Here is a 25,786-nt window from a genome sequence, read left to right on the forward strand (position 1 = left end):
ACGAAGCAATCTCACGATTCCTCCTTTGCAAAGACTTGTTAACCTTAGATCTAAAATACTATGAAAAAAACTCGATGCAAATATAAGAGGAAATATATTATATGCAATATACTATTGTATCAATTTATTGTAGTAATGTCACTTTATAATATAAAAGTATCATTTTTGGAACTATTTAGTCCGCAATTCCGAACTTTTCCGGAATAGAATCCATTATATCAAACAGTTCGGATACCGTTTCAGCGCGAAGCATGGCAACGCGTGTCTGCTTGAAATCAGAAATACCCTTGAAAAGAGGGGTGGCTGCCAGGTGGCGTCGGATATGTAAGATGCCACGGCGTTCGTCCAAACGCTCCACACTTTGGTTGACCTGCTGTTTGAGGATATCCAGATACCAGGAGAATTTTTCTTCCGGTAACGCTTCTCCGGTAGTCAGGAAATGTTTTACTTCACGGAATATCCAGGGGCGGCCGATGCTTCCGCGACCGATCATCACGCCATCCACTCCGTAGTCTTCGAAACGCTGTTTGCATATTTCTGCAGAAGTCACGTCTCCGTTTCCGATAATGGGAATATGCATGCGCGGATTCTTTTTAACTTCACCGATCAGTGTCCAGTCCGCTTCACCGGTGTACATCTGGGCGCGGGTTCGTCCGTGAATGGAAAGGGCGGCGATACCGCAGTCCTGCAATTGTTCGGCCAGATCGACGATGATCTTGTTATCGGCATCCCATCCCAGGCGGGTTTTCACTGTGACCGGAATATTGACGGCTTTCACAACTTCTTTCGTTATCTCGAGCATCAGGGGAATATTACGGAGCATGCCTGCCCCGGCTCCTTTACCCGCCACTTTTTTTACGGGACAACCGAAATTGATGTCGAGGATATCCGGACGGGCAGCTTCGCATATCCGGGCAGCTTCCACCATGGCGCTGACTTCCTTGCCATATATCTGTATAGCGACCGGCCGTTCATCTTCTGCAACGGTCAGTTTTTCTTGTGTCTTGTTGACGCTGCGGATCAATGCATCGCTCGATACAAATTCCGTATATACCATATCTGCACCGAAACGTTTACACATCAGACGGAAAGAGATATCCGTAACATCTTCCATCGGTGCCAGAAACACCGGGTGTTCACCTAAATCTATTGAGCCTATCTTCATACCTTCTTATTATAGACTGCAAAAGTACAGCTTTTCCGCTAAGAATGATGATAGAATCTCCTCCATTATGAAGTCTACTATGTTTTATAGTAGATTAACTATGTATTGTAGTTGTATTACTGGAAAATATAGTTATATTTGGGCATTCCTTTAATAAAACGACAGATTATGAAACGATTGACATCGAAAGAAGAAGAGATATTAGGCTATTTTTGGGCGAAAGGACCTTTGTTTGTCCGCGAATTACTCGACTTGCAGGAAGAGCCTAAGCCGCATTACAACACGCTTTCCACCATTGTCCGTACCCTGGAAGAGAAAGGGTATATCGGTTATAAGGCTTTTGGGAATACGCATCAATATTATGCCTTGATCTCGGAAGACGAATACCGCAAGACTACATTGAAGCAGGTTGTCAACAAGTATTTTGATAATTCTTATACCCGTGTCGTCTCTACGCTGATCGAGGAAGAAGCGTTGACGCTGGATGAATTGCAGGAGTTGATCCGGCAGATCAAGAACAAATAAAAGACTGGGTTTATGGGTACTTTACTTCTATACATATTAAAATCCACTGTTTGCCTGATCCTGTTTTATCTCGGGTTCAAGGCTTTGCTGAGTAATGATACGTTCTTTCGTTTCAACCGATGGGTGTTGTTAGGGGGAATGAGTATATGTATGTTGTTGCCTGCAATCAAGATAAAGACAGCCGAGCCGCTATTGATACAGCAACCTCTTATTCATCTGGAAGAGATGATCATGGGGGAGAGGGCAACCTCTGCGGTTCTTCCCGGTGCGGTTTCGGAAACGATGGTTACTCCAGCTGTCGAACCTGCTATGGCTATCGACTGGGGACAGGTTTTATTTCTGGTTTATCTGGCCGGAGTTCTTGTCTGTCTGGCGGTCACGTTGCTGTCGTTTCGAAAAATGTTTGTTCTTATCCGGAGTGGGCGTCAGTTGCGGCAAGGGCGTTATACATTAATATTGACTCCGGATGCCGTTTCCCCTTTTAGCTGGGGGCGGTATATCATCTTATCCGAAGATGATTATGGAAAGTATCCGGATGAGATCCTTACCCATGAAAAAATACATTTGAAATCCCGCCATTCTGTCGATCTGCTTTTTATGGAAGTGATCCTCTGGCTTCACTGGTTCAATCCGGCTGCCTGGCTGTTGAAACGCGAACTGAAGGATATCCATGAATACCAAGCCGATAAGGGCGTACTTGCTCAAGGTATCGATGCAACAAAATATCAACTGTTACTCGTGAAAAAAGCTGTCGGCTCCAGCCTCTACACTCTTGCCAACAGCTTTAACCACAGTAAAATTAAAAAACGTATTACTATGATGTTAAAAGGTAAATCAAACAATTGGGCCCGGTTGAAGCTGCTGCTCCTGGTTCCCGTGGGACTTATCGTCCTCAATGCTTTTGCCCGTCCGGAAGTGAACCGGCAGTTGGAGACGCTTATCCAAAGCAAAGATAAGGATACTCCGCCGGAAGAACAACAGGATTTGAAAGAATTCTTTAAAACGGAGTTGGACAAGTATGTGAATGATACGGTTATAACGGCTTCTGCCGATAAGACCAGTGCATTTCTGAAGAAGAATACGAACATGTACGAGCTGTTTATGAATGCAAACAGTGTCGTTTTATTGAATTACGATAAGATGCTTTCGATAGAGGAATTGCCACCTGTGCTGCAGGAACAGTTTGCTTCTCAGAAAAAGAACGGAAAGCCTGTCTCTTTTTATTTTAAGCAGGATATAAATACACCGAAAGAAAAGGTCGATCGTACGTTGGAGATGGTAAAGGAGGCATTCCAGCAACAACAAGCAACCGTTGGAACTGATAAAGCCCCTTTCCTTTTGTTTGAAGATAGCAAACATCATATGCTCTTTTCGACGGAGAAGAAGAAGATACAAGCACCTTCTGATAATAAGAATGTGCTTCCCCCTCCTCCGCCACCCCATCCGGATGGAACAATCACTTTCAAATATAAGAGTGGGAAAGAAGACCAGGATATTCTCTTTTACGCACGCCATGCCCAGCGAGGGAAAGGGTTGGAAGGACGTATAGATAAGATATATAGCGATGATATATCGACGGTCACTATCACACTGTTTAAGAAAGCTCCGGATGGTTTGCTGGAAGGCGTGCAAGATATTTTAAAGGATAAGATCAAGTATGACGTCGAGTATATAGTTCAGAGAAAAGAATCCATAGGTAGCTGAAAAGAATAGGAAGAATAGTAGAGGAAGGCTTTGATAGGCCTTCCTTTGCTATACTTTTAGTCTGTTCATCACTCTCATTAATTATTTTTCTCCTGTACTTTGCCACTAATATATAACGGCCAAAAAACTCAATAATAAGGAACAGAGCATTAAAAGTTCGCTAGTGAGGTGGCAGAGTATAAGTAGAAGCTTGTATCTTTGTCGCTTATGATAGGGATATTCTTTTTTATTTGTCTGCTTGTCTCCTGTTCTTCCGGAGCCGGACGGCAAGAGGCCATACCTGCCGAATCTCTTCTCCGGCAGGCTGCATTCTATGAAGAACGGTTGCAATATCTTCCTGCTTTAGCGATGTATCAACAGGCAGCGAGGTTGGCTGAAAAGGAAAAAGACAGTGTTGCTTTATCTGCTGCTTACCGGAGGATGGGAAATATATACCGGAACCAATCCTTGAAGCATGAAGCGTTGCAATGCGAAAAAAAGGCCTTGTCTTACATCGGTAACGCCAACGATTCCCTGCGGATGGAGCTTTATCGGGAAATAGGCGATATCCATGCCTTGACCGGAGAGGCGGATAGTGCATGCTATTATTATCAGATAGGCGGTTGCCGGATCAGTCAGGCAAAGATATTACAACAGGGAGGACGCTGCCGGGAAGCCGAACTGTTATTGAAAGAGGAACTCGAACAAGATATTTCCGGAGAAGAGAAAGCGGAGCTCTGTCTGGCATTGGCCGACCTGAAAATCTCTTCAGGCGAATTGGAAGAAGCCGAGGACTATCTAAGCCATGTGCCCGCTTCCCATCCACATGTATATGCTTCCCTGTCCCGGATTGCCGAGAGTCGTGGAGACAGTTTGCAGGCTGACTTTTACCGTAAAAACTATTCCCATTATTTGTCTTCCCTGCGGCAGGAGAAAGAACAGAATCAGATAGCCCAGCTACTTTTTACTTCTGAACAGAGAACGTGGGAGAATCGTTTGTCGAATGCTGAAAAGACACAAAAAGGGCAGGCCTTTCTCTGGATCGGTCTGCTGGCCGTTTGTGGAATCGGGGGCTGGGGCTATTTCCGTTACTGGAAGAAGAAGACCGTTGTTGCGTTGTCTGAAACAGAGTTCCACTCTTCTGAAGTGTATCAGCGTTTCCACAGAAAAGAAGAATGGAAGCCGGCACCTAAAGACTGGGAAGAGTTGCTGCAGGCAGTGAACGGCACCTATCCCGAATTTCGTGAACGGCTGAAAAGGAAGATTCCGAAATTGAGTGAACAGGAATGGCGCATGTGTTGCCTGATTAAAATGGCTGTTCCCCCTTCGGTAACCGCCATGCTGCTGTGTTGTACGAATCAGGCTATTTCGATGCGCCGTGTCCGCCTGTATCAGAAAATGACGGGAGAAAAGGGGACACCGGAGCTATGCGATGCCTTTATTCGTGATTTTTAAGCAGATGTGAACTGATGTGAAACCGCGAAAAGAGGCTTTCTTCTACTTTTGTCTGAAAAAAAGCGTATGAAAAAGGTATTGTTCGGGCTCATGGCAGCCATTCTTATTAGTACCGGATGCGGATCGAAAAAGTCTTCCGGTGAGTTGCTTCAGATCGATCTGACGGCAAAAGACTTTGCTTCCGGTCAGGTGGAAATAGCAGACGAGATAGAATCCGTCGAATACATTCCTCTGGAACTGACGGACGAATCTTTGATCGCCAATATATTGGATATAGCGGTTACCGATGAGTATATATTCGTTTATTCTACCCGTCAGGACGGTGTGTTGCAGTTCGACCGGAAAGGTCATTTTCTTCGTCGGATAGCGAAGACAGGAAACGGTCCGGGGGAAACGGGGCAGATCATATCGTTCACTGTGGATGAAGAAAACCGTCTTTTCTGTGTCAGTGAGTACTTCTCTACCTCTTTTTATTCTTTCTACGGAGAGTTTATCAAGAAGATAACAAGTTTGCATCCTTATTCTTATCAGCTTTCCGTCGGACCGAACGTGATGGCCGAATTGGGCAGAATGTATGTTCCGTTGAATGTTCCGGGTATGTTCAGTCTGGGAATCTTTAACTGGGCGACGGATGATACGATCGCGCTTCGCCCGACCATTGGGAATATAAACCTGATGCCGTTGGAAGAAACCAGCCTGAAAGGATGGATATATAACGGAAGCATGGACGGTTGGTTTTGCTATTCAGAAGGAACCGACACGGTCTGGAATGTGAATGCAAAAACGATTTCGCCGGCTTTCCTTGTTAACAACGGCTATTCCGCATCGGAGGAGAAGGAAATGCGTTCGTCTAAAACCGGCAATGCCTCTGTCGACGGCACATATAGTGTTTTTAATCTCTTCGAAACGCCCCGTTTTTATTTTGCCAAATGCTTCCAAAGCTCCAATGAATCTAAATTCTTTTTATATCGACTGGATAAGCAGACCGGGGCCTTGATCCGTGAAGCATCAGATATTGACGCCATGGAGCTATTCAAACACAACAGGGCGTTGACCGGCATCGGCATCCGCAATGAAACGGATGGCGGACTTCCTATCTGGCCTTTCTTCTCTTATCCGGCTAAAAAGCTGATGATACAGGTGAATACAGCGGTAGAAATTGAATATCTGAAAGAAAAAGATCCGAAGTTAAAGGAACATCCTGTGTTGCAGAAAATAACAGAAGAATCGAATCCGCTGGTTACTATTTATCATTTGCGCTAATAAAAGGCACGAATAAATTTTGCCCACAATAAAAGGTCCTGTTTCTTTAAGAAACCAAAGTGTTCTTATTGAAACAGGACCGATTGTAAATTAAGGTTTGGTTAAAGTATTATGAATTCTCAAATGTTGCTTTATTCTCTACCGCCACCCAACGCATGATAGAGGTTTATCATGCTTTGTATCTCGGTGAATCGGTTGGCGGTTTGTGACAATTGTGCACTTAACAGTGATTGACGGGCTGTCAGTACTTCCAGATAGGTATTTGTTCCGTATTCCATCAATAAGGAGGTACTCTCCAACGCTTTTTCCAAAGACGTAATTTGTTTCTCGTACAAGGCTGTCTTTGCTTTGCTGCTTTGGCAAGCCACTAATGCATCGTTGACTTCACTTCCGGCATTCAAAAGAGCCTGCTGGAATGCCAGGCTAGCTTCTTCCTGCTGGGCTTTGGCTATGCGATATTGAGCTGTGATTTGTCCTTTGTTGAACAAGGGCTGTGTCAATGAACCGACAGCCGATGCCAGGAATTTACCCGGATTGACAATCATGCCTCCGGCCGAGTTGGTCCAACCGGCGCTTCCGCTCAACACGATAGAGGGGTAGAAAGCTGCACGCGCTTGATTTGTTGCATAGAAAGCCTGTTCCAATGAACGTTCGGCAGAACGGACATCAGGACGGTTTGCCAACAACTGCATAGGGATTCCGACAGCTATATCTTCCGGAAACTGCTGTTCGGCCAATTTGCCGCGCTCGTACCGACGAGGAGTTTCAGCAAGCAATAACGAAAGGCTGTTTTCTACCTGATTGATTTGTTCTTTCAGGTCGACTATGGATGTTTGCACACTGTAGTAGGCAGCTTCCATTTGTGAAGTGGCTGCCTCGTTTGCTAAACCGGCATCCATCAATGCACGAGTAGAAGCTACCGCCTCTTTCCAGGACTCTTCCGTTTGTTGAGAGATTAATAACTGCTCGTCCAGCATCAATAGCGTATAATAGGTGTTTGCTATTCCGGCAATCAGTTGGGTACGTATGGCCTGTTGATAGTCTTTGCTTTGGGCGTATAACGCTTTTGCTTGTTGCTTGGCATTGCGCAGACGTCCGAAAATGTCTAATTCCCAGCTGGCAGTGACAGGCAATGTATATGTTTGAGTTGCTTTGCCACCATCGAAACTGCTTACTGTTCCTTGTGGAGTAAGGGCCAGTGAAGGCAAAAAGGCCAGTTTTGCCGACAGCAATGATGCTTCCGCTTCTTCCACTCTCAGTTGGGCGGACGAAAGGTCTGTATTGTTTTGCAACCCCTGTTCGATAAGTGTTTGCAGCTGCGGGTCTGTAAAAAGTTCCCGCCAGTTGATATTACCGAAGTTTGTTGTATCGTTGACGACCACCTCTTCTCCGTATAAATTATCTGGAGTTGTTGTGGCCGGTTGATATTTGGTGTATATGCCGCAACTGCTAAGTAAGGCAGTTGCGGTTGTCAATACAATTATTTTCTTCATGTCTTAATTCTTTTCATTGTTTAAACCGTCACGTTCGTCCTTGCTTTTTTGTTTTTCCAACGCAACTTGGATATCGGTTTCCACTTCCATTGGCGGACGAATCTTTTCTTGCAGATACTCGAAAATGATATAGAATACCGGTACAACAAACAATAAGGCCAATGTTCCAACAGCCATACCACCGACAACGCCTGTTCCCAATGAACTGTTACCGTTAGCACCGGCTCCGGAAGCGAACATCAGCGGAAGCATACCGAAAATCATGGTAAGTACGGTCATCAGGATCGGACGCAGACGGGCCTGTGCTGCCGAATAGGCCGATTCGACGATGCCCATTCCCTGGCGGCGACGCTCGATGGCAAACTCTGTAATCAAAATAGCCGTTTTAGCCAAAAGACCAATTAACATAATTACACCAGTCTGCAAGTAAATGTTGTTTTCCAATCCGAATAATTTAGCGAACAGGAATGAACCCATCAAACCAAACGGGACGGAAAGGATAACCGCCCAAGGCACAAGGAAGCTTTCGTAAAGACAAGCCAGAATCAAGTAGATAAGCAAGATACAGACGGCATAGATAAAGAGTGTTTGAGAACCTCCGCTGCTAGCCTCTTCGCGTGCCATACCACCATATTCGTAACCGTAGCCTGTAGGTAACATTTGTGCGGCCACCTCTTCTATAGCTTTCTGTACTTCACCTGTAGAATAGCCCGGAACCGGATTTACATTCACTGTGATACAGCTAAACAGGTTGAAACGGTTGGCGACTTCCGGACCTAATACGCGTTTGAGCGTTACGAACTGGCTAATCGGTGCCATTTCTGTACCGTTTCTTACGAACATGTTGTTCAGCGCTTGTTCATCCAAACGGTATTCCGGTGAAGCCTGCGACATGACGCGATATACTTTTCCGAATTGGTTGTAGTTGGAAACGTAGGCACCACCGCAATAACTACCCAGTACATCAAGCACTGTTGAAGGTGAAATACCCGCACGTTTACATTTGGCAGCATCTACATCCACTGCAATTTGGGGGAAGTTCATTGCATACGAAGTATAAGCCATAGCCACTTCCGGACGCTGGTTTAATGCTCCGATATATTGCATGGCTTTTTGGTAGAACGTGCCCATATCCCCTCCGGTACGATCCTGCAAGTTAAGCTCAATGGAGTTACCCATACCGTAACCCGGAATCATACCCGGCTGGAAGCAGAATATCTGCGCCTCTTTGATTTGAGCGAATTGTGCATTCAATCGGGTGATTACGGCATCGGAAACATGTTCGCTGCCTTTACGCTCACTCCAGTCTTTCAAACGGATGATAGCCATACCATAAGATGTACCCTGACCAGCCAGGAAACCGTAACCGGCTACTCGGGAGTAGTGTTCTATCTCAGGGGTGTTTTTGAGGATGTCTTCCACCTTGTCCAACACCTTGGTTGTCTCTGCCAGCGTACTACCCGGAGCAATTGCCACGTTGGCCATGATAGTTCCTTGGTCTTCCTGAGGAACAAGACCTGTTTTGGTACTGCTGATCAACCATCCTAATAAGACGATAGCTCCTACCATACCGACCCACACCATCCAACGGTGGTGGATAAAGAACATCACTCCTTTTTTGTATTTGCCCAATACGGCGTTGAACGAAGCATTATAAGCGGCGCGCACCCGTCCGTTGAAACTTTTGGCACTCTTGGTTCCATCGCTAGGACGCATCATCATGGCACAAAGAGCCGGACAGAGTGTCAAGGCACAAATCATCGAAAGACCTACGGAGGTTGCCATAGTTACACCAAACTGCGTGTAGAAGATACCGGATGTTCCTCCCATAAAAGTAACAGGAATAAACACGGCCATAAACACACACGTACAAGATATAACGGCCATGGTTACATCCCCCATCGCATCTTTTGTTGCCTGATAAGCGGATTGATAACCTGCATCGAATTTGGCTTGTACGGCTTCTACCACCACAATGGCATCATCCACCACCGTACCGATGGCAAGCACCAATGCAAACAGTGTCAGGATGTTGATTGTGAACCCGGCAGCTGTTAAGCAGGCAAATGTACCGATCAGTGAAACAATGATGGCGATAGAAGGAATAAGCGTACTCTTGAAGTCCTGCAGGAAGAAATATACCACCAAGATTACAAGTATGATGGCGACGATCAATGTCTCTACTACATTATATATAGAAGCGAAAAGGAAGTCGTTGGAACTCATCATCGTGATAAATTCCATACCGGCGGGCAATTCCTTTTCTATCTCTTTCAATTCGGCTGCAATGCGTTCGTTTACTTCTGTTGCATTGGAGCCTGCTACTTGGTAAATCATGAAGGTCACGGCTGGTTTACCATCCATCTGGCTGTCGAAGCCATAGCTCAATGTCCCCAATTCTACTTTGGCCACATCTTTCAGACGCAACACGGAGCCATCTTCTTGGGCACGGACAACGATGTTTTGAAACTCTTCCACGCTTTTCAAACGTCCGCGATATTTCATGGTATATTGGAATACATTCTTTGAGTTTTCACCTAATGAACCGGTAGGTGCTTCAATATTTTGTTCTCCCAGAATAGAAGTTACGTCTGAGGGGATCAATCCATATTGAGCCATACGTTCGGGATTCAACCAGATACGCATACTATAGGTATCGCCCAACTCCATAACGTCACCAACGCCTTCGATACGTTTGATACGTGGCACAACGTTAATATCCAGGTAGTTTCCGAGGAATGTCTTGTCATAGCGTCCGTTTGAACTGACAAGTGCATCGATTTGTAAGAAACTGGTCTGACGTTTCTGTGTGCTGACACCGATACGGGTTACTTCGGCAGGTAATAAACCTTGTGCTTTTGTTACACGGTTTTGGACGTTGACGGCTGCCATATCGGGATCTGTCCCTTGTTTGAAGTACACTTCGATAGTCGCCGAACCTGCATTGGTGGCTGTGGAAGTCATGTACATCATATTTTCCACACCATTGATACTTTCTTCCAATGGCATAATGACACTGTTCATCACGGCATCAGCATCTGCTCCGGTATAGCTTGCCGATACATGGACCGTAGGAGGGGCAATATCCGGATATTGCTCGACCGGCAAGGTAAAGAGCGAAATGAGTCCTATCGCCAAAATAAGAATGGAGATAGATATGGCCATAACAGGCCGTTTGATAAAAATATTTCCTTTCATATTTTGCTAATTTATTTTACTTGTGTTCCTTCACGTACCAATCCGGCTCCTTCGGATACAATTTCTTCACCAACCTTAAGCCCGTCGAGTACGATATATTCACGGCCGTCGCTGATTTCAGCAACGGTAATTAATGTAGAAACGGCCTTACCATCGACTACTTTGTAAACAAGGGTTTTATCTTGCAAACGGACTGTTGCGCCTTGCGGGATAACGATGCAGTCTGTGTAGGTTTGCGGAATGAGTACATTGCCGGATGCTCCGCTATGGAGTAGGCGGGATTCATTCGGGAAAACGGCTCTAACGCCTACCGTACCGGTTTTGCGGTCGATCACTCCGCTGATAGATTCAATTTTGCCTTTCTGCTCATAAACAGACTGGTCGTTCAGTTTCAAAGTGACTTCCGGCATATTGGCCAAAGCTTCATCCATGCTTTTATGTTGACGGCTCATGGCCAAAAGCTGGTTTTCCGTCATGGAGAAGTAAACATACATATTTGAATTGTCAGAAACAGTTGTTAAAGGCTGAGGAATATTGGCACTAACCAATGCTCCGGCACGATAAGGCAGCATACCGACTACTCCGTCGCTCGGACTTTTTACTTCTGTATAAGAAAGGTTGTTTTTTGCATTTAACTCCTGTGCTTCTGCCTGTGACAGTTGCGCTTTGGCTGTCAGGTAATTGTTCTGGCTTGTTTTCAGATTGAATTCGGAAACAACTTTTTTGGCAAACAGTTCTTTTGTGCTGTTGTAATTCAATTCGGCAGTACCTAAAGCTGCTTTTGCAACCTCAACGTTGGCTTGAGCTGTTTTCAAAGCGGCCTTATAAGGTACTTGGTCGATTACAAAAAGTAACTGTCCTTTTCGTACAACCTGTCCTTCTGTTACGCAGAGCCGTTCGATAGTTCCTGATACTTGCGGATAAATATCTATATCTTGGCGACCGCGAATAGACGCTGAATAGGGTATGGTCAACTCCCTATTGGCTGTTGAAACTTTCATTGTTGCGTAAGATGCTTTCATCTGTGCATCCGACGTCTCTTTTTTACAGGATGTCATCCACATTGTCGTACAACCAATAATCATCATCAGCTGTATCCATCTTGCTTTTGCTTGTATCATATGTCTTAATTTGTTAAATGCCGCAAATTTAACAGATGAATGTAGGAAATTATTTGTCTGAATTTTTATATAAATCTTCTGTATTTATAGTATACGGATATTTTAAGAAAAGAAAATCTAATGAAATAAAATAAATGTGTGATATCGTTGTACACATTATCCGGTACCAGATAAAAGTTAACTGGTTTTATCTTAGAAGTATGCGAAGAAAGCCGTATCTTTGTGGTTTCTAATTTAAAACCAAACAGCTTTGAACGAGAAAGATTTTGAAATAATGGCGCCGGTCGGCTCGTATGAGTCGTTGATGGCAGCTATCCAGGGAGGAGCCGACTCCATCTACTTCGGCATTGAAGGACTGAATATGCGTTCGCGCTCTTCCAATAATTTCACCACGGACGATTTGCGTAAGATTGTCTCCATCTGTAAGGAACACGGCATTAAGAGTTATCTGACGGTTAATACGGTTATTTATGGGGAAGACCTGGCATTGATGCGTGAAATTATCGATGCGGCAAAGGAAGCGGAAGTCTCTGCAATTATTGCGGCAGACGTGGCTGCCATGAGTTATGCGAACCGGATCGGGCAGGAGGTTCACCTGTCTACCCAACTGAATATATCGAATGTGGAGGCGCTGAAGTTCTACGCCCAGTTTGCCGATGTGGTGGTGCTGGCACGCGAATTGAATCTGAAACAGGTAGCCGAAATCTATCAACAGATCGTAGAACAGCAGATAACCGGTCCGAGAGGCGAACTGATCCGTATCGAGATGTTTGCCCACGGAGCCTTGTGTATGGCTGTTTCCGGTAAATGCTATTTGAGCCTGCATGAAATGAATGCGTCTGCCAACCGGGGTGCTTGCATGCAAATCTGCCGCCGCGGATATACGGTGAAAGATAAGGACAGCAACATCGAACTGGATATAGAAAACCAATATATCATGTCGCCCAAAGACCTGAAAACGATCCATTTCATGAATAAGATGATGGATGCAGGCGTGCGGGTATTCAAGATCGAAGGTCGTGCCCGCGGACCGGAATATGTGCGTCTCGTGACTGAATGCTATAAAGAAGCAGTGAAGGCTTATTGCAGTGGAACATATGATGAAGAAAAGATCGCCGTCTGGGACGAGCGTCTGAAAAGCGTCTTCAACCGGGGCTTCTGGGACGGCTATTATCTGGGACAGCGTTTGGGTGAATGGAGCAGCAAGTATGGTTCCGGTTCGACTAAGAAGAAAGTCTATGTGGCGAAAGGCATCAAATACTTCAGCGGCATCGGTGTGGCTGAATTTGAAATGGAATCGGGCTCGCTGAAAGCGGGAGATGAGATTCTGATCACAGGCCCGACAACCGGTGCGGTGATGCAGACCATCGATGAGATACGTGTCGACCTGAAGCCGGTGGAAGAAACTGTAAAAGGCGAGCGTTTCTCCTTCAAAGTATCTGAAAAGGTACGCCCTTCCGACCGCCTGTATAAAATGGTACCTAACAACGATAAAGAACTGAAATAATGAAAGAGTATATTTTTAAACTGACAGACAAGGTGCGCGATTATGAATGCGACCTGCAGGGAGTAGTGAACAACTCCAACTATCAGCATTATATGGAGCATACCCGTCATGAGTTCCTCGAATCGCTGGGCGAGAATTTCGGAGCCATGCACGATAAAGGGGTGGACGGCTTCGTTTCTCATGTGGAGATAGATTATAAAACATCTTTGAAGAGCGGCGACAGTTATATCTCTTGCCTGAATGTGTATAAGAAAGGAGTGAAGCTGGTTTTTGAACAGGATATCTACCGGGCTTCCGACGGCGCGCTGGCAACCAAGGGAAAAGTTGAGTCTGTAGTTGTGCAGGACGGCAAGCTGACCCGCGGCGAATATTTCGACGAAATGCTTAAAAGGATACAGGATAAACTATGATATAGATCATGACAGACAACCGGATTTACCAAATTGGCTTAACTATGATAAACGGGGTAGGAGATATCCTGGCCCGTCAGCTTTTGCAAACCTGTGGCGATGCAGAAGGCGTTTTTACAGAAAAACAGCAAGTATTGGAGAAGATTCCGGGTTTCGGCACGGCTACGGCTGCTGCCATCAAACGCCCGGAAGTCCTTCTGCAAGCGGAAAAAGAGTTAGCCTTTATTGAAAAGAACCAGATCATCTGTTATTTTCTGACAGATGAGAATTACCCGAAACGTTTGAAGGAGTGCTCCGATGCTCCGGTACTTCTTTATTTCAAAGGCGGTGCCGATCTGAATGCTTCTCGTATTATCAGTATTGTTGGAACCCGGCATGCGACGGAGTATGGCAGGGTGATGACGGACGAACTGGTACACACCCTTTCGCTTTCTATCCCGAACTTACTGATCGTAAGCGGACTGGCTTATGGTATCGACGTATGTGCCCATCGGGCTGCGCTTAAAGCGAACTTGCCGACGGTAGGTGTGCTGGCTCATGGGTTGGATCGTATTTATCCGCCTTCGCATCGTTCCGTAGCAGTGGATATGTTGGACCGCGGAGGTTTGCTGACTGAATTTCGCAGTGGAACGGAACCGGATAAGCCGAACTTTGTACGGCGTAACCGGATTGTTGCGGGTATGGCGGATGCGACGGTCGTCATAGAATCTGCCGAGAAAGGCGGCTCGCTGATCACTGCCGATCTTGCTTTCTCCTATGGGCGTGATGTCTACGCATTTCCCGGTCGGGTAAACGATCTCCATTCGAAAGGCTGCAATGCCTTGATCCGGCAGAATAAGGCTGGGCTGATAACTTCCGCTTCCGACCTTATCTCGGCGCTTTGCTGGGATATAAAGGAAACAGCTTCTCCTCTCCCTGTTCAGACTGAATTGTTTTTCGGGGAAGATGATCGGACAGCACCGGTAATAACTGTTCTCCGTGAAAGAGGTGAGATGCATATCGACCAACTGGCAGTTGCATTGAATCTGCCTGTCCGTGAACTGTCATCTTTGCTCTTTGAACTGGAGATGAACGGTTTGATCAGGACTTTGCCGGGAAATATCTACCGGCTTGCCTAACGGTTTCATAAATAACTACCGCGATAAATATCAGTGCCGTTAATCCATTCAATTGAAGTGGATTGAAAAAGCGAGCGAACGGAATTATAAGGGCTAATGTAAGAATTGCGATCACATGCGACCAAGCGATTAACTGACATGTGATCCATTTATATATGGCATTACTCATTAAATAAATGATCGGGCCGCCCACCATCGCAAAGATGCCGCCTGTCGTCATTTCTCCCAACGGGTGATTGACAACCAGTTCGTCACCAACCGCACAGATGATCAGTGCACCGACCAGTACCACATGTATCGAGTGATATTTCAGGCCGAGTAAACCGGGATTCGATATCTTTTTGATCTTCCGGCTGCCTGCCTCGCTGCTGACATCAAAATAAATCCACCACATCGCCAGGCTATTGGTGAAAGAAATGATCGCTGCATAGATAATTGTAGAATCCCATATCTCAAAATCGCTGAGTGAAGCCCCCGTCATCATAATCGTCTCACCGAAAGCGATAATGACGAATAACTGGCTTCTCTCAGCCAGATGTTGTCCTTCGATTGTCCACTCTTTACTGGAAATAGACCGTCCGAGTCCCGGCAGGTAAAAGCCGAACATAGGCGAAATATAATCGCACAGGACGGCAACCAGCCACAAAAGAATACGTGTGTCCCCTTCGCTGAATGCCCCTGTTATCCAGAATACGGCAGAGATACAAAACCAACCCAATATACGTTTGAAATTAGGAGATAGATGGTGCTTTTTATCCAGTAGAAAGACAATTACGATTGTCCTCCCTAACTGGATAGCGACATAACAGGCAGCAAAGATTAGCCCCCGGCTTGTATAAGCTTCGGGAATAGCCGAAGCCATGATCAATCCGACTAGCATCAGGATAAACAGTAGTATCCGGATCGAACGTGTTTCGGGGTCGAACCAGTTGGTCACCCAGGTTGTATGTTGCCAGGCGAGCCAGACAGCAAACCACAGGATGATTTCCTGTACATATCCTTGCCAGTCCAGGTGATGAAGCAGATAATGCGACAGCTGTGTGACTGCAAAGACATAGATCAGGTCGAACAACAGTTCCGAATAGGAGACGGAAGCTCTTTCCTGCTCCCTACTTCTTAATAAATGATGGGAAGAATGCGACATAAGCCAATGATTTTATAGCCTGTATAATCCGATAACGCCTTTTCAATTAAAACAACTGCCTGTTTATATTGTTTTAGAGATGTTGATTGTTTCTTTTGTGTAAACAGGAAGTATCTTTATCTTTGTCAAAAGCATTTGAATATGGAATTGCGAACAGCGAATGTTGTCAGATATATTATGCCTTTACGGGAAGGCGGCTCGTTGCCGGCTTTGGCTGAAGCTGACGACGAATATAAATATGTTGTAAAGTTCCGTGGCGCCGGTCATGGGACCAAAGCGCTTATTGCCGAACTGATCGGTGGCGAAGTCGCACGTGCACTGGGTTTTCGTGTCCCGGAGCTGGTATTTCTGAATCTGGACGAGGCTTTCGGAAGAACGGAAGGCGATGAGGAGATACAAGACCTGTTGCAGGCCAGCCGTGGTCTGAACCTGGGCTTGCATTTCTTGTCGGGCGCACTGACATTCGACCCGGTAGTTAATAAGGTAGGAGAAAAGCTGGCGTCGCAGATCGTCTGGCTGGATGCCCTGCTGACCAATGTGGACCGTACGACCCGCAATACCAATATGCTGATGTGGCATAAGGAATTATGGCTGATCGATCATGGAGCATCGCTCTACTTCCATTATTCATGGTCGAACTGGCGAAAACATGCCTTGAGCCCGTTTATCCAGATCAAGGATCATGCTTTGTTGCCGGAGGCCGGTAAGCTGGAAGAAGTGAATGCCGAGTTCAAACACCTGCTTACTCCGGAAAAGATCCGTGAGATCGTCTCCCTGATCCCGGACGACTGGTTGCAGTGGAGCGAAAGTCCCGGTACGCCGCAGGAGATAAGAGATGTCTATATGGAATTTCTGACAGAAAGGATTGCCCATTCCGAAACATTTATAAAAGAAGCGCAAGATGCAAGGAAAGCACTTATATGAATACGCCGTTATCCGCTTTGTTCCCCGGGTGGAACGTGAGGAGTTTATTAATGTTGGCATTATCATGTTCTCGAAACAGGCCCGCTTTATAAAGGCCCGTTATCAGGTGAACGAGAAGAAGCTCCGTCTGTTTTCATCGGAGCTGGATATGGATTCGTTGTATGCCAGTCTGAAAGTATTCGATCATATCTGTTCGGGTGCAAAAAACGCAGGTCCGATCGCTGCGATGGATATTCCCGAACGTTTTCGCTGGCTGACGGCTGTACGGAGCTCTTCGATACAGACTTCCCGCCCGCATCCCGGCTTTTCCTGCGATCTGGAGGCAACGTTCGGAAAATTATTTGAAGAGTTGGTGCTCTAGATCAATATCGGATATCTCGGTGGAAAAGCCTCTTTTTAACTGTTAATTTTAGCAGTTTTTGTCTGTATTGTATATAGTTTTATCATCACTAACACTTTTTGGCGAAAGAAGCTTTTCCGCTTAACATATATTGTCTCTAAAAAGCTTGACAAACACTTGCTACAGCCGTATCTTTGTACTGTGGTTTTTTCATAATAGTATTAGATTTAAGGTTAACAAAGTTTGATTAGGGCTTGTCGTGAGACAGGCTTTAATTGTTTATAGAGGTTTGCTCCCGAAGCAAACCTTTTTTTGTTGGTCCCGGAAAAGCAGCATGGATTTTATCGGGAATGTTTCTGTTATATTCTTTTAATTGGTTATATTTGTAAACAATCAGTGATTCAGTTATTTAGAAATAAGCTTATAATGATGTCTTTCTTTATCTATTTCTTTATTGTCGTGGCAGGGATTGTCGCTTTGATTTTTATCATCGGACTTCTTTTGCCGAATGAAAGGACCGCAACCAGTGAATGTTATTATAACGCATCGCCGGAGAAGGTATATAATGCGCTGACGAATAATGCCGATTACGGTTATCGCAGCGATCTGGAAGAAATTGTCATTATAGAAGAAAATGACGGGATAGAAGTCTGGGATGAGATAGCGAAGAATGGCTCCGTCATCCGTTTTCGGACTGCCCATAAAAAACCTTATTCTTTGTATGAGTTCGATATTGTCCGGGGGAACGGATTCACCGGTCACTGGAAAGGAGAATTGAAAGCAACCAGCACAGGTGGGACGCATTTTACGTCGACGGAAACCATTCGGATGAAAAATCCTTTCCTCAAAGTCCTTTCCCGCTTATTCTTCAATCTGGAGAAGTTCATGCACACCTATCAAAATGATCTGCGGGTAAAGTTGAGTGAAGATATTGCATAAAAAAGGGAGCTTAATGAGCTCCCAGGAATTTGAATGGTTCAGTTACGACAAACTGATCTGCCGTATTACCCGCATAGGTTTTACCGCCCACCAGGTCCAGCATTTTAACCGGTGCCTTTTCTGAAAAATCCACATCCTTGAAATCAACCCAGAAGATATTAGGGTGAATGGTCGATTCGTAATAATAGACTTTATTCTTCTGATCGGAAACGGTTCTCCATATCGTAGACGAAATATTCGGTTGGTCGGGTGTTGTAATACCCAACGGAACCGACGTGTTACGGATCACGCTGAATACACTAGCCACTGCCATGCGTGTATCTTCTACCTTCGGTATGGCATTAATATAGAAAGAAGCGCGGACAAAACGGTCGGCCGCCCGGTTGGTTCCGGGTAAGAAAGTCGTTCCTCCGATATTCTTCCAGTATTCGTCCAAAGCCAACTGTTGGTCGAAAACAGGTGAGTTGGTCATGACCTGGTAGGATTTGTCATGGTGGATGTTCAGTTTCCCGTTCACATATTCGAAGATGGCATTGTCGCCGTTATCATCAGAGATGGAAAGGTGTAATGTCGCCATCCGGGTTCCGTCCGGCATCATATCCGATACCACTTCAAATGTCCCTTTTTCAACAAAATCGACAGCTTCGTCCACTGTCGCAAAATTATCCAGCATATATTGAACCCAGGCAGCAATGGATAATCCCGGCTTCTTACCGTCCCATTGGGGATATTCCGATTCGGCGAGCCAGAGCAGGTTGGCTACCAGTCCTTTTTCATTCATCCCGTCCGTACTGCAAATGTCGTATGCTGAAGTAACTACGCTACCATATTTAGAAGTCCATTCCAATGGATTTTTACCTATTTCGCCATTGCGTTGCATTCCTCGTGGAAATATCCAGAGGTTACTGCGGCTATCTTCTTTCCAGTCCATTGTCCGTCCGGTCAACACCGTATTTCCTTTTCCCTGATAGACAACTCTGGTACAGGCATCTGCCGGGCTGAACTGTGCACTCGCTGTAATTGCGGCTAACGCTATTCCCCATTTCTTAATACATCTCATAATCTAATCGTTTTATTATATAAACGATTAGTCTGTCAGAAAGTTTAAGTTTCTCTGTTATTTCTATTTCAGGCTGTCCGGCTAACTTCAGAGTTCTCCTATTTTGGTCAGAACCATAAGTAACGGCAAATAATCCTTTAACCTGCTGCGGAATAGTTTCAATGCTTTCGAAATATGGAACTCGATTGTTTTGATGCTGAGGTCCAGTTCTGCCGCAATCTCCCGGTTGGTCATACTCTCGTACCGGCTTTTAAAGAAGATCGTACGGGTCTGTTCCGGTAATTCATCCAGTGTTTTCCGGATGATTTCTTTTACTTCGATGGTGAAGAGCTCTGACGGGTCGCACGACTCGAGAGAAGAGATACGGAAATTTAGTTCGCGTTGGCGGTGGTCATATAGCTGATCTTCCGCATCAGTCCGGATGGTCAGGTGTCGTAAGTGGTTGAGTGCCTTGTTTTTTACAGATGTTAATAGGTATCCGGGGATATTAGTGTCGGCAGGTAGCTCCTTTCTTTTCTCCCAATACTGGATAATTGCCTCCATGTAAATATCCTCCGCGGCGGCCATATCCCTTACGTATGAATTGGCAAACAAGATGAACGGCTCTCTGAATTGATCGAAGAGCGTTGAAAATAGTGAAGATTCCGTCCGTTGTTCTCCCATAACAGATGCAAAAGTAATAAAAAAGTACCTTTTGATGTCGTTTGTGTAGTTAAAAGCATTACTTTTGTAGCTTGTAATTAGTTGAAAACGAAAAAGAATGGATAAAGTAAGTTATGCACTTGGCTTAAGTATCGGAAATAATTTCCAGAACTCGGGCATTAATGATCTTCAGATTGAAGACTTTGTGAAAGGATTGAAAGATATTTTGGGCGGCCAGACTCCTGAAATCAGTTATGACGAAGCTAAGCAGGTGATCAACGATTACTTCATGAAGCTACAAAAAGAAAAATTTGAAATCAATAAGAAAGCAGGCGAAGAATTCCTGACTATCAATAAAGGAAAAGCAGGTGTTGTAACGCTGCCCAGCGGATTGCAATATCAGGTACTTCAGAAAGGTGAAGGCCCAACGCCGACTGCTTCCGACAACGTAAAATGTCATTATCACGGAACTTTAATCAACGGTACAGTGTTTGATAGTTCAGTACAGCGCGGCGAACCGGCTGTATTCGGAGTATCGCAGGTAATCCCGGGATGGGTGGAAGCATTGCAGCTAATGCCGGTAGGTTCCAAATGGAGACTGTTCATCCCTTCCAACCTGGCTTATGGCGAACATGGAGCAGGAGAAGCTATCGAACCGAACAGCGCATTGGTTTTTGATGTCGAATTATTGGACATAGTAAAATAATTTATAGAGAAAAATGAAAAAGATTAATGTTTTAGTTGCTACGGTTATTGTAGCGTTGGGCGTTTCTGCCACATCTTGTGACTCAAAAAGAAGTGCCAGCCTGAAAACTGGTGCGGATAGCGCGAGCTATGCAATCGGTATTGCGAACGGAAGTATGTTCAAACAGAATCTGGAAGGCATGCCTGGTGGTCCTGTTAATATTGACGATCTGTTGGCTGGTTTCGAAGCAGCTTTGAAGAACGATACTACTGGTGCGAAGATGACTATGGAACAGGCTCAGGCTTTTCTGAACACTTATTTTGTAGAAGCTCAGGCTAAAGAAGCTGAGAAAGCAAAAGAAGAAGGAGATAAGTTCCTTGCTGAAAACAAGACAAAAGAAGGTGTTATCACTACAGAAAGCGGTTTGCAGTATAAAGTGGAAACTGAAGGAACAGGTGCAAAACCTGCAAAAGAAGATCGGGTAAAAGTACACTATACAGGTACATTGCTGGACGGGACTAAGTTCGATAGCTCTGTAGATCGCGGTGAACCTGCTGAATTTGCTGTAGACCGGGTGATTGCGGGATGGACTGAAGTTCTGCAGATTATGCCGGTTGGTTCTAAATATATTATTTGGGTTCCGGCTGAATTGGGTTATGGTCAACAACCTCCTCGCGGAAGCAATATCAAACCGAACAGTACTTTGAAGTTTGAAATAGAATTACTGGATATCGTGAAAGACGACCAGAAATAACAATATTACATTTGTAAATAAAGGGGCGGGTAAATTATGCTAAAAAGCATTATTTGCCCGCTTTTATTATTTATTTAGTACTTTTTTCTTTCAGAATGATAGATTGTTGAAAATAATTATATACTTTTGATATATAAATAACAAGAGCGTATAATAAAGCGATAGAGAAAATGGAGAAAATAGACAAACTGGACCGGCAGATATTGAACATTATTTCAAAAAATGCCAGGATTCCTTTCAAGGATGTAGCTGAAGAGTGTGGCGTGTCGCGTGCGGCCATCCATCAACGGGTACAGCGCATGATTGATATGAATGTGATCGTTGGGTCAGGTTATCATATTAATCCGAAGATTCTGGGATATAATACCTGTACATACATCGGTGTAAAGTTGGAACGTGGTTCCATGTACAAAGATGTCGTACCTGAGTTCGAGAAGATTCCGGAAGTAGTCGAATGTCATTTTACAACAGGTCCGTACACAATGCTGATCAAATTGTATGCCCGTGATAATGAGCATCTGATGGAATTGTTAAATTCTAAAATTCAGGAGATACCGGGTGTGACGGCTACGGAGACATTGATCTCTTTGCGTCAGAGTGTGAAACGTGAAATCCCTATCTGCAACATCAACGAATAAATTATTCTAAAAAATAGAAGCCCGGCCTCCTTGTGAGTTGCCGGGCTTTTTTATATCCACGGCAATTACTACTTTTGTAGGGTTGAGTTATATGTTCCCATGAAAAAATATATAGGACTGTTTGTTTTGTTATGCTGCTTTTCTTCGTGGCTCACTGCCGGAGAAAGTTATTGTTTTCGTGTTTACCTGAAAGATAAAGGCGATTCCGGATTTTCTGTAGACGAACCGGAAGCATTCCTGTCGAAAGAATCCATACAACGGCGTAAAAAGTCAGGAACCCCTGTTACTGTTTCCGATCTTCCTATTGCCCGGGCTTATCTGGATACATTGGCTGCTACCGGGGGAGAACCGGTAGTGCAGAGCAAATGGCTTTCCACTGTGGTTGTCGCCAGTAAGGACAGTACTGTTGCCAACCGGCTCAAAGGGCTGGCAATGGTCGATTCGGTAAAATGGGTCTGGAAAGGAAGCAATGATGTTGTTCCGGCCCAGGAAGACGATCAGGAGATACGCCTTGTTCCATCCGATACGCCTCTGAAAGAAAAATACGGATATGCGGAAAACCAGATCAAAATGTTGAACGGTGTCAAATTGCATGAAGCCGGATTCAGGGGAGAAGGAATGCGTGTTGCGGTGATCGACGCCGGTTTCCAGAATGTCGACCGTATCTGTGTATTCGATTCCCTGCAACTGATCGGGACGCACAATGTGATTTATCCCGGACGTAGCGTTTATGAAGCTGATGATCACGGGACGAAAGTATTATCCTGTATGGCTGCCAATATGCCCGGTATAATGGTGGGAACAGCCCCTAAAGCGTCTTATTTGCTGATCAAGAGTGAAGACAGCGATTCGGAATATCCGATAGAAGAAGATTATTGGGCGGCGGCCGTCGAATATGCCGATAGCGTGGGAGTGGATGTGATCTCTTCTTCATTAGGTTATTTTGCTTTCGATGCGGACGAGTTATCTTACGACCAGGCTGCCCTCGACGGGAAGAGTTCGCTGATCAGCCAGGCCGCCCATCTGGCTGGCCAGAAAGGCATCCTGATGTTCTGTAGCGCAGGAAATGAAGGCAACGGTAGCTGGGGGAAGATCACCTTTCCTTCGGATGCTTCGGATATCCTGACGGTAGGATCTGTCACGGAAGAAAAGAAAAAGAGTGTTTTCAGTTCCGTCGGTTTTACAGCCGATTATCGTGTGAAACCGGATGTTGTCGCGTTGGGGTCGGGCAGTTGTGTGATCGATCCGCAGGGAAATATACGGTATGCCAGCGGAACATCCTTTGCGACCCCTATATTGGCAGGGATGGGCGTCTGCTTGTGGCAGGCATTGCCCGGATTAAGCAACAAAGAGATCATAGCCTTATTGCAGGAGGTATCGAGCCAGGCCAAACGCCCTGATGCTGAACTGGGATATGGCATTCCGAATATATATAAAGCCTATAAGAAAGGAACGCAATATGCCAGGGCTGAACATTAATCCGGAGTATACGGGAAATGAACGCAGGGAGTTCTCTTTGCTGGAACTGAATAATCTGGTTCACGTCGCTGTCAGTGAGGCATTTCCCGGTACCTGCTGGGTACGGGCGGAAATGAGCGATGTGCGGACAAATGCATCTTCCGGGCATTGTTATCTGGAGTTCATCGAGAAGAATCCGGTAACCGGACAACTGGTTGCCAAAGCACGCGGCTCGATATGGGCAAAGACATTCCGGATGCTGAAACCTTATTTCGAGATGGAGACCGGACAGCTGTTTGCTTCCGGGTTGAAAGTGTTGGTAAAAGTATCCGTTGAGTTCCATGAATTATACGGATACAGCCTGACAGTGTTGGATATCGATCCGGCCTATACGTTGGGGGATATGTTGCGGAAGCGGATGGAGATCATCCGCCAGTTGAAGGAGGAAGGTGTGTTTACGCTGAATAAGGAACTACCGTTCCCTGTCCTGCCGAAACGTATTGCCGTCGTTACTTCACCTACGGCTGCCGGTTATGAGGATTTTCTGAATCAGCTGGCGGGTAATAAAGCCGGTTATTCCTTCTATACAAAACTATTCCCTGCGCTGATGCAGGGAGAAAGGACGGAAGAGTCGGTTATTGCTGCACTCGACCGCATTTATCATCATATCGACTGTTTTGATGTGGTCGTGATCATCCGCGGGGGTGGTTCCACATCGGATCTGAATAGTTTCGATTCCTATCTGCTGGCGGCTAACTGTGCCCAGTTTCCGCTACCTGTGATAACCGGTATCGGGCATGAGCGCGATGACACCATTCTCGATATGGTTGCCCATACACGGATGAAAACGCCTACAGCAGTGGCTGAGTTCCTGATCGGCCGTATGGATGTCGCTGCTGAAGAACTGGAAGAAATTCAACAGGATGTCTGCGAACTGGCTAATAATATACTGCTGAAGCAAAAGAATTTCCTGCAATTACTGGGTGCGCGTCTGCCGGTGATCGTAACGAACCGGATCGAACGTAACCGGTCGTTCCTGCAAATGGTTGGAAATAAGCTGCCGGCGTCTGCTTCTGCCATGTTGCTTCGCCGTCGTTCGGCATTGGAAAGTATGCAGATGCAATTGCAGAACCGTGTAACTTCCCGTTTGGCGGAAGATGCCCGTTTTATCCAACTGACAGAGCAGTTTATCAAAATGGCTTCTCCCGACTATGTACTGAAACGGGGATACAGCCTGGCGCTGAAAGATGGTAAAATCATCAAACATGCAACCGAGTTGAGTTCCGGCGACGAGCTGGTCATGCGGTTTGCGGATGGTGAGGTGAAGAGTATCGTTAAAAAATAAATCATTCAGAAATATGACAAAGAAAGAGGAAACATACAATGAAGCGGTTGAAAAACTGCGGAAGATCGTTGCCGATATAGAGAACGGCGAATTGGATGTGGATATACTCTCCGAGAAAGTGAAGGAGGCAACCCGTTTAATCAAGCTGTGTAAAGAGAAACTGTATAAGGTGGATGAAGATGTAAAAAAGGTTCTGGAGGAGTTGGAGTGATGCGTAAATATGTATTGATCGTAGCCGGGGGAAAAGGACTTCGGATGGGAGGAGATCTGCCTAAGCAGTTTATCCCGCTGGAAGGGAAACCCATCCTGATGCATACATTGGAAACATTTCACCGTTGGGATGCTTCGGCTGAATTGATACTGGTTCTCCCCGAAGATCATCAACCTTATTGGAATATGCTTTGCCGGGAGATTGGGTGTAAAGCACCTCACCGGATAGCGAATGGCGGCGAGACGCGTTTTCATTCCGTCCGGAACGGATTGCAATTCCTTTCGGAAGAAATTGGAAATACATCCGGGAGGAATGAAAAAGCCCTGGTTGCAGTGCACGACGGCGTACGTCCGTTTGTCTCTTCCGAAGTGATTGGCAGCTGTTTTGCGAAAGCAGAACAAAGTGGGGCGGCAATCCCAGTGTTGTCTATGATCGATTCATTGCGCGAGACGGACGGAAACGAGTCGCATCCGGTAGATCGCGGACGGTATGTTGCGGTACAGACACCACAGGTTTTTCGCAGTGACATATTATTAAAAGCATACGAGCAGCCTTTTACCCCCCTTTTCACGGATGATGCATCTGTTGTTGAGGCTGCCGGGATATCGGTTCAGCTGGTTCCCGGAAATCGTGAGAATATCAAGCTAACGACACCGTTCGATTTGCTGATAGCAGAAGCGTTATTTTCTTCTGTGAAGTAAAAAGGGG

General features: G+C 45.5%; 24 protein-coding genes. 17 read left to right on the forward strand and 7 right to left on the reverse strand.

From position 1 onward, the window contains the following. Positions 1-175: 175 nt before the first annotated feature. On the reverse strand, positions 176-1,165 hold the full coding sequence (gene dusB, locus IEY67_RS09615; RefSeq protein ID WP_122373859.1) for a tRNA dihydrouridine synthase DusB: 990 nt from the start codon (positions 1,163-1,165) through the stop codon (positions 176-178). Positions 1,166-1,333: 168 nt separating this feature from the next. Between dusB and IEY67_RS09620 the strand changes: the two genes are divergently transcribed. From IEY67_RS09620 to IEY67_RS09635, 4 genes are all read left to right on the forward strand, one after another. Further along, complete coding sequence (locus IEY67_RS09620; RefSeq protein ID WP_122354395.1) at positions 1,334-1,690, forward strand: BlaI/MecI/CopY family transcriptional regulator; 357 nt, start codon at positions 1,334-1,336, stop codon at positions 1,688-1,690. Positions 1,691-1,702: 12 nt separating this feature from the next. Further along, complete coding sequence (locus tag IEY67_RS09625) at positions 1,703-3,394, forward strand: M56 family metallopeptidase (protein WP_183668226.1); 1,692 nt, start codon at positions 1,703-1,705, stop codon at positions 3,392-3,394. Positions 3,395-3,601: 207 nt separating this feature from the next. Further along, positions 3,602-4,828, forward strand: a complete 1,227-nt coding sequence (locus IEY67_RS09630; RefSeq protein ID WP_229801018.1) for a tetratricopeptide repeat protein — start codon at positions 3,602-3,604, stop codon at positions 4,826-4,828. Positions 4,829-4,894: 66 nt separating this feature from the next. Then, positions 4,895-6,091 carry a DUF4934 domain-containing protein gene (locus IEY67_RS09635; RefSeq protein WP_183668230.1) on the forward strand — a complete coding sequence of 399 codons (1,197 nt, stop codon included), beginning with the start codon at positions 4,895-4,897 and terminating at the stop codon, positions 6,089-6,091. A gap of 131 nt (positions 6,092-6,222) precedes the next feature. Here IEY67_RS09635 and IEY67_RS09640 read toward each other — a convergent pair whose 3' ends face one another. Genes IEY67_RS09640 through IEY67_RS09650 form a run of 3 tightly spaced genes read right to left on the reverse strand, consistent with a single transcriptional unit; the run spans position 6,223 to position 11,903 of the window. After that, positions 6,223-7,584, reverse strand: coding sequence for an efflux transporter outer membrane subunit (locus IEY67_RS09640; protein WP_183668232.1), 1,362 nt, complete (start codon positions 7,582-7,584; stop codon positions 6,223-6,225). Between the two features lie 3 nt (positions 7,585-7,587). After that, complete coding sequence (locus IEY67_RS09645) at positions 7,588-10,782, reverse strand: efflux RND transporter permease subunit (RefSeq protein WP_122354391.1); 3,195 nt, start codon at positions 10,780-10,782, stop codon at positions 7,588-7,590. Positions 10,783-10,793: 11 nt separating this feature from the next. Next, positions 10,794-11,903 carry an efflux RND transporter periplasmic adaptor subunit gene (locus IEY67_RS09650; RefSeq protein ID WP_122373854.1) on the reverse strand — a complete coding sequence of 370 codons (1,110 nt, stop codon included), beginning with the start codon at positions 11,901-11,903 and terminating at the stop codon, positions 10,794-10,796. A 250-nt stretch (positions 11,904-12,153) separates the two neighbouring features. Here IEY67_RS09650 and IEY67_RS09655 point away from each other — a divergent pair, with 250 nt between their 5' ends. Genes IEY67_RS09655 through dprA form a run of 3 tightly spaced genes read left to right on the forward strand, consistent with a single transcriptional unit; the run spans position 12,154 to position 14,938 of the window. Continuing rightward, positions 12,154-13,410, forward strand: a complete 1,257-nt coding sequence (locus IEY67_RS09655) for a peptidase U32 family protein (RefSeq protein WP_122373853.1) — start codon at positions 12,154-12,156, stop codon at positions 13,408-13,410. After that, the gene (locus IEY67_RS09660; RefSeq protein ID WP_007655786.1) at positions 13,410-13,820 is read left to right on the forward strand and encodes an acyl-CoA thioesterase; all 411 of its coding nucleotides are present in this window, start codon (positions 13,410-13,412) and stop codon (positions 13,818-13,820) included. Before IEY67_RS09655 ends, IEY67_RS09660 begins: the two co-directional genes overlap by 1 nt. Before the next feature lie 8 nt (positions 13,821-13,828). Continuing rightward, the gene (gene dprA, locus IEY67_RS09665) at positions 13,829-14,938 is read left to right on the forward strand and encodes a DNA-processing protein DprA (RefSeq protein WP_183668234.1); all 1,110 of its coding nucleotides are present in this window, start codon (positions 13,829-13,831) and stop codon (positions 14,936-14,938) included. Here dprA and IEY67_RS09670 read toward each other — a convergent pair. Then, entirely contained in the window at positions 14,901-16,082 is a 1,182-nt protein-coding gene (locus tag IEY67_RS09670) for a low temperature requirement protein A (protein ID WP_183668237.1), read from the reverse strand. The genes dprA and IEY67_RS09670 overlap by 38 nt on opposite strands. A gap of 141 nt (positions 16,083-16,223) precedes the next feature. Between IEY67_RS09670 and IEY67_RS09675 the strand changes: the two genes are divergently transcribed. The 3 genes from IEY67_RS09675 (at position 16,224) to IEY67_RS09685 (ending at position 18,285) form a co-directional block, all read left to right on the forward strand. Continuing rightward, a complete protein-coding gene (locus IEY67_RS09675; RefSeq protein ID WP_183668239.1) occupies positions 16,224-17,006 on the forward strand; it encodes a HipA family kinase in 783 nt (260 codons plus the stop codon). Beyond that, positions 16,984-17,367 carry a DUF3037 domain-containing protein gene (locus IEY67_RS09680; RefSeq protein WP_183668241.1) on the forward strand — a complete coding sequence of 128 codons (384 nt, stop codon included), beginning with the start codon at positions 16,984-16,986 and terminating at the stop codon, positions 17,365-17,367. Before IEY67_RS09675 ends, IEY67_RS09680 begins: the two co-directional genes overlap by 23 nt. A 405-nt stretch (positions 17,368-17,772) precedes the next feature. Beyond that, entirely contained in the window at positions 17,773-18,285 is a 513-nt protein-coding gene (locus IEY67_RS09685) for an SRPBCC family protein (protein ID WP_122354384.1), read from the forward strand. A 10-nt stretch (positions 18,286-18,295) separates the two neighbouring features. On the opposite strand, the gene IEY67_RS09690 is transcribed toward IEY67_RS09685, so the two are convergent. Both IEY67_RS09690 and IEY67_RS09695 read right to left on the reverse strand, forming a co-directional pair. After that, positions 18,296-19,345, reverse strand: coding sequence for a linear amide C-N hydrolase (locus IEY67_RS09690; protein ID WP_122354383.1), 1,050 nt, complete (start codon positions 19,343-19,345; stop codon positions 18,296-18,298). 87 nt (positions 19,346-19,432) lie between these two features. Then, positions 19,433-20,008, reverse strand: a complete 576-nt coding sequence (locus IEY67_RS09695) for an RNA polymerase sigma-70 factor (protein WP_122373848.1) — start codon at positions 20,006-20,008, stop codon at positions 19,433-19,435. A 97-nt stretch (positions 20,009-20,105) separates the two neighbouring features. Here IEY67_RS09695 and bamJ (IEY67_RS09700) point away from each other — a divergent pair, with 97 nt between their 5' ends. From bamJ (IEY67_RS09700) to IEY67_RS09730, 7 genes are all read left to right on the forward strand, one after another. Next, positions 20,106-20,693, forward strand: coding sequence for a BamJ family beta-barrel-assembly machinery protein (gene bamJ, locus IEY67_RS09700; RefSeq protein ID WP_122354381.1), 588 nt, complete (start codon positions 20,106-20,108; stop codon positions 20,691-20,693). Positions 20,694-20,706: 13 nt separating this feature from the next. Continuing rightward, on the forward strand, positions 20,707-21,426 hold the full coding sequence (gene bamJ / locus IEY67_RS09705) for a BamJ family beta-barrel-assembly machinery protein (protein ID WP_122373846.1): 720 nt from the start codon (positions 20,707-20,709) through the stop codon (positions 21,424-21,426). A gap of 170 nt (positions 21,427-21,596) precedes the next feature. Further along, entirely contained in the window at positions 21,597-22,064 is a 468-nt protein-coding gene (locus IEY67_RS09710; protein ID WP_005860962.1) for an Lrp/AsnC family transcriptional regulator, read from the forward strand. A gap of 99 nt (positions 22,065-22,163) precedes the next feature. Next, on the forward strand, positions 22,164-23,543 hold the full coding sequence (locus IEY67_RS09715; RefSeq protein WP_183668243.1) for a S8 family peptidase: 1,380 nt from the start codon (positions 22,164-22,166) through the stop codon (positions 23,541-23,543). Beyond that, a complete protein-coding gene (gene xseA / locus IEY67_RS09720) occupies positions 23,524-24,867 on the forward strand; it encodes an exodeoxyribonuclease VII large subunit (RefSeq protein ID WP_183668245.1) in 1,344 nt (447 codons plus the stop codon). The genes IEY67_RS09715 and xseA overlap by 20 nt, the downstream gene beginning before the upstream one ends. A 13-nt stretch (positions 24,868-24,880) precedes the next feature. After that, entirely contained in the window at positions 24,881-25,078 is a 198-nt protein-coding gene (xseB, locus tag IEY67_RS09725) for an exodeoxyribonuclease VII small subunit (RefSeq protein ID WP_122354377.1), read from the forward strand. After that, positions 25,078-25,779: a 2-C-methyl-D-erythritol 4-phosphate cytidylyltransferase gene (locus tag IEY67_RS09730; protein ID WP_183668247.1), complete on the forward strand. Its 702-nt coding sequence runs from the start codon at positions 25,078-25,080 to the stop codon at positions 25,777-25,779. The genes xseB and IEY67_RS09730 overlap by 1 nt, the downstream gene beginning before the upstream one ends. The last annotated feature ends 7 nt before the right edge of the window (positions 25,780-25,786 follow it).

It is taken from the genome of Parabacteroides faecis, assembly GCF_014647375.1.
GTDB lineage: Bacteria > Bacteroidota > Bacteroidia > Bacteroidales > Tannerellaceae > Parabacteroides > Parabacteroides faecis.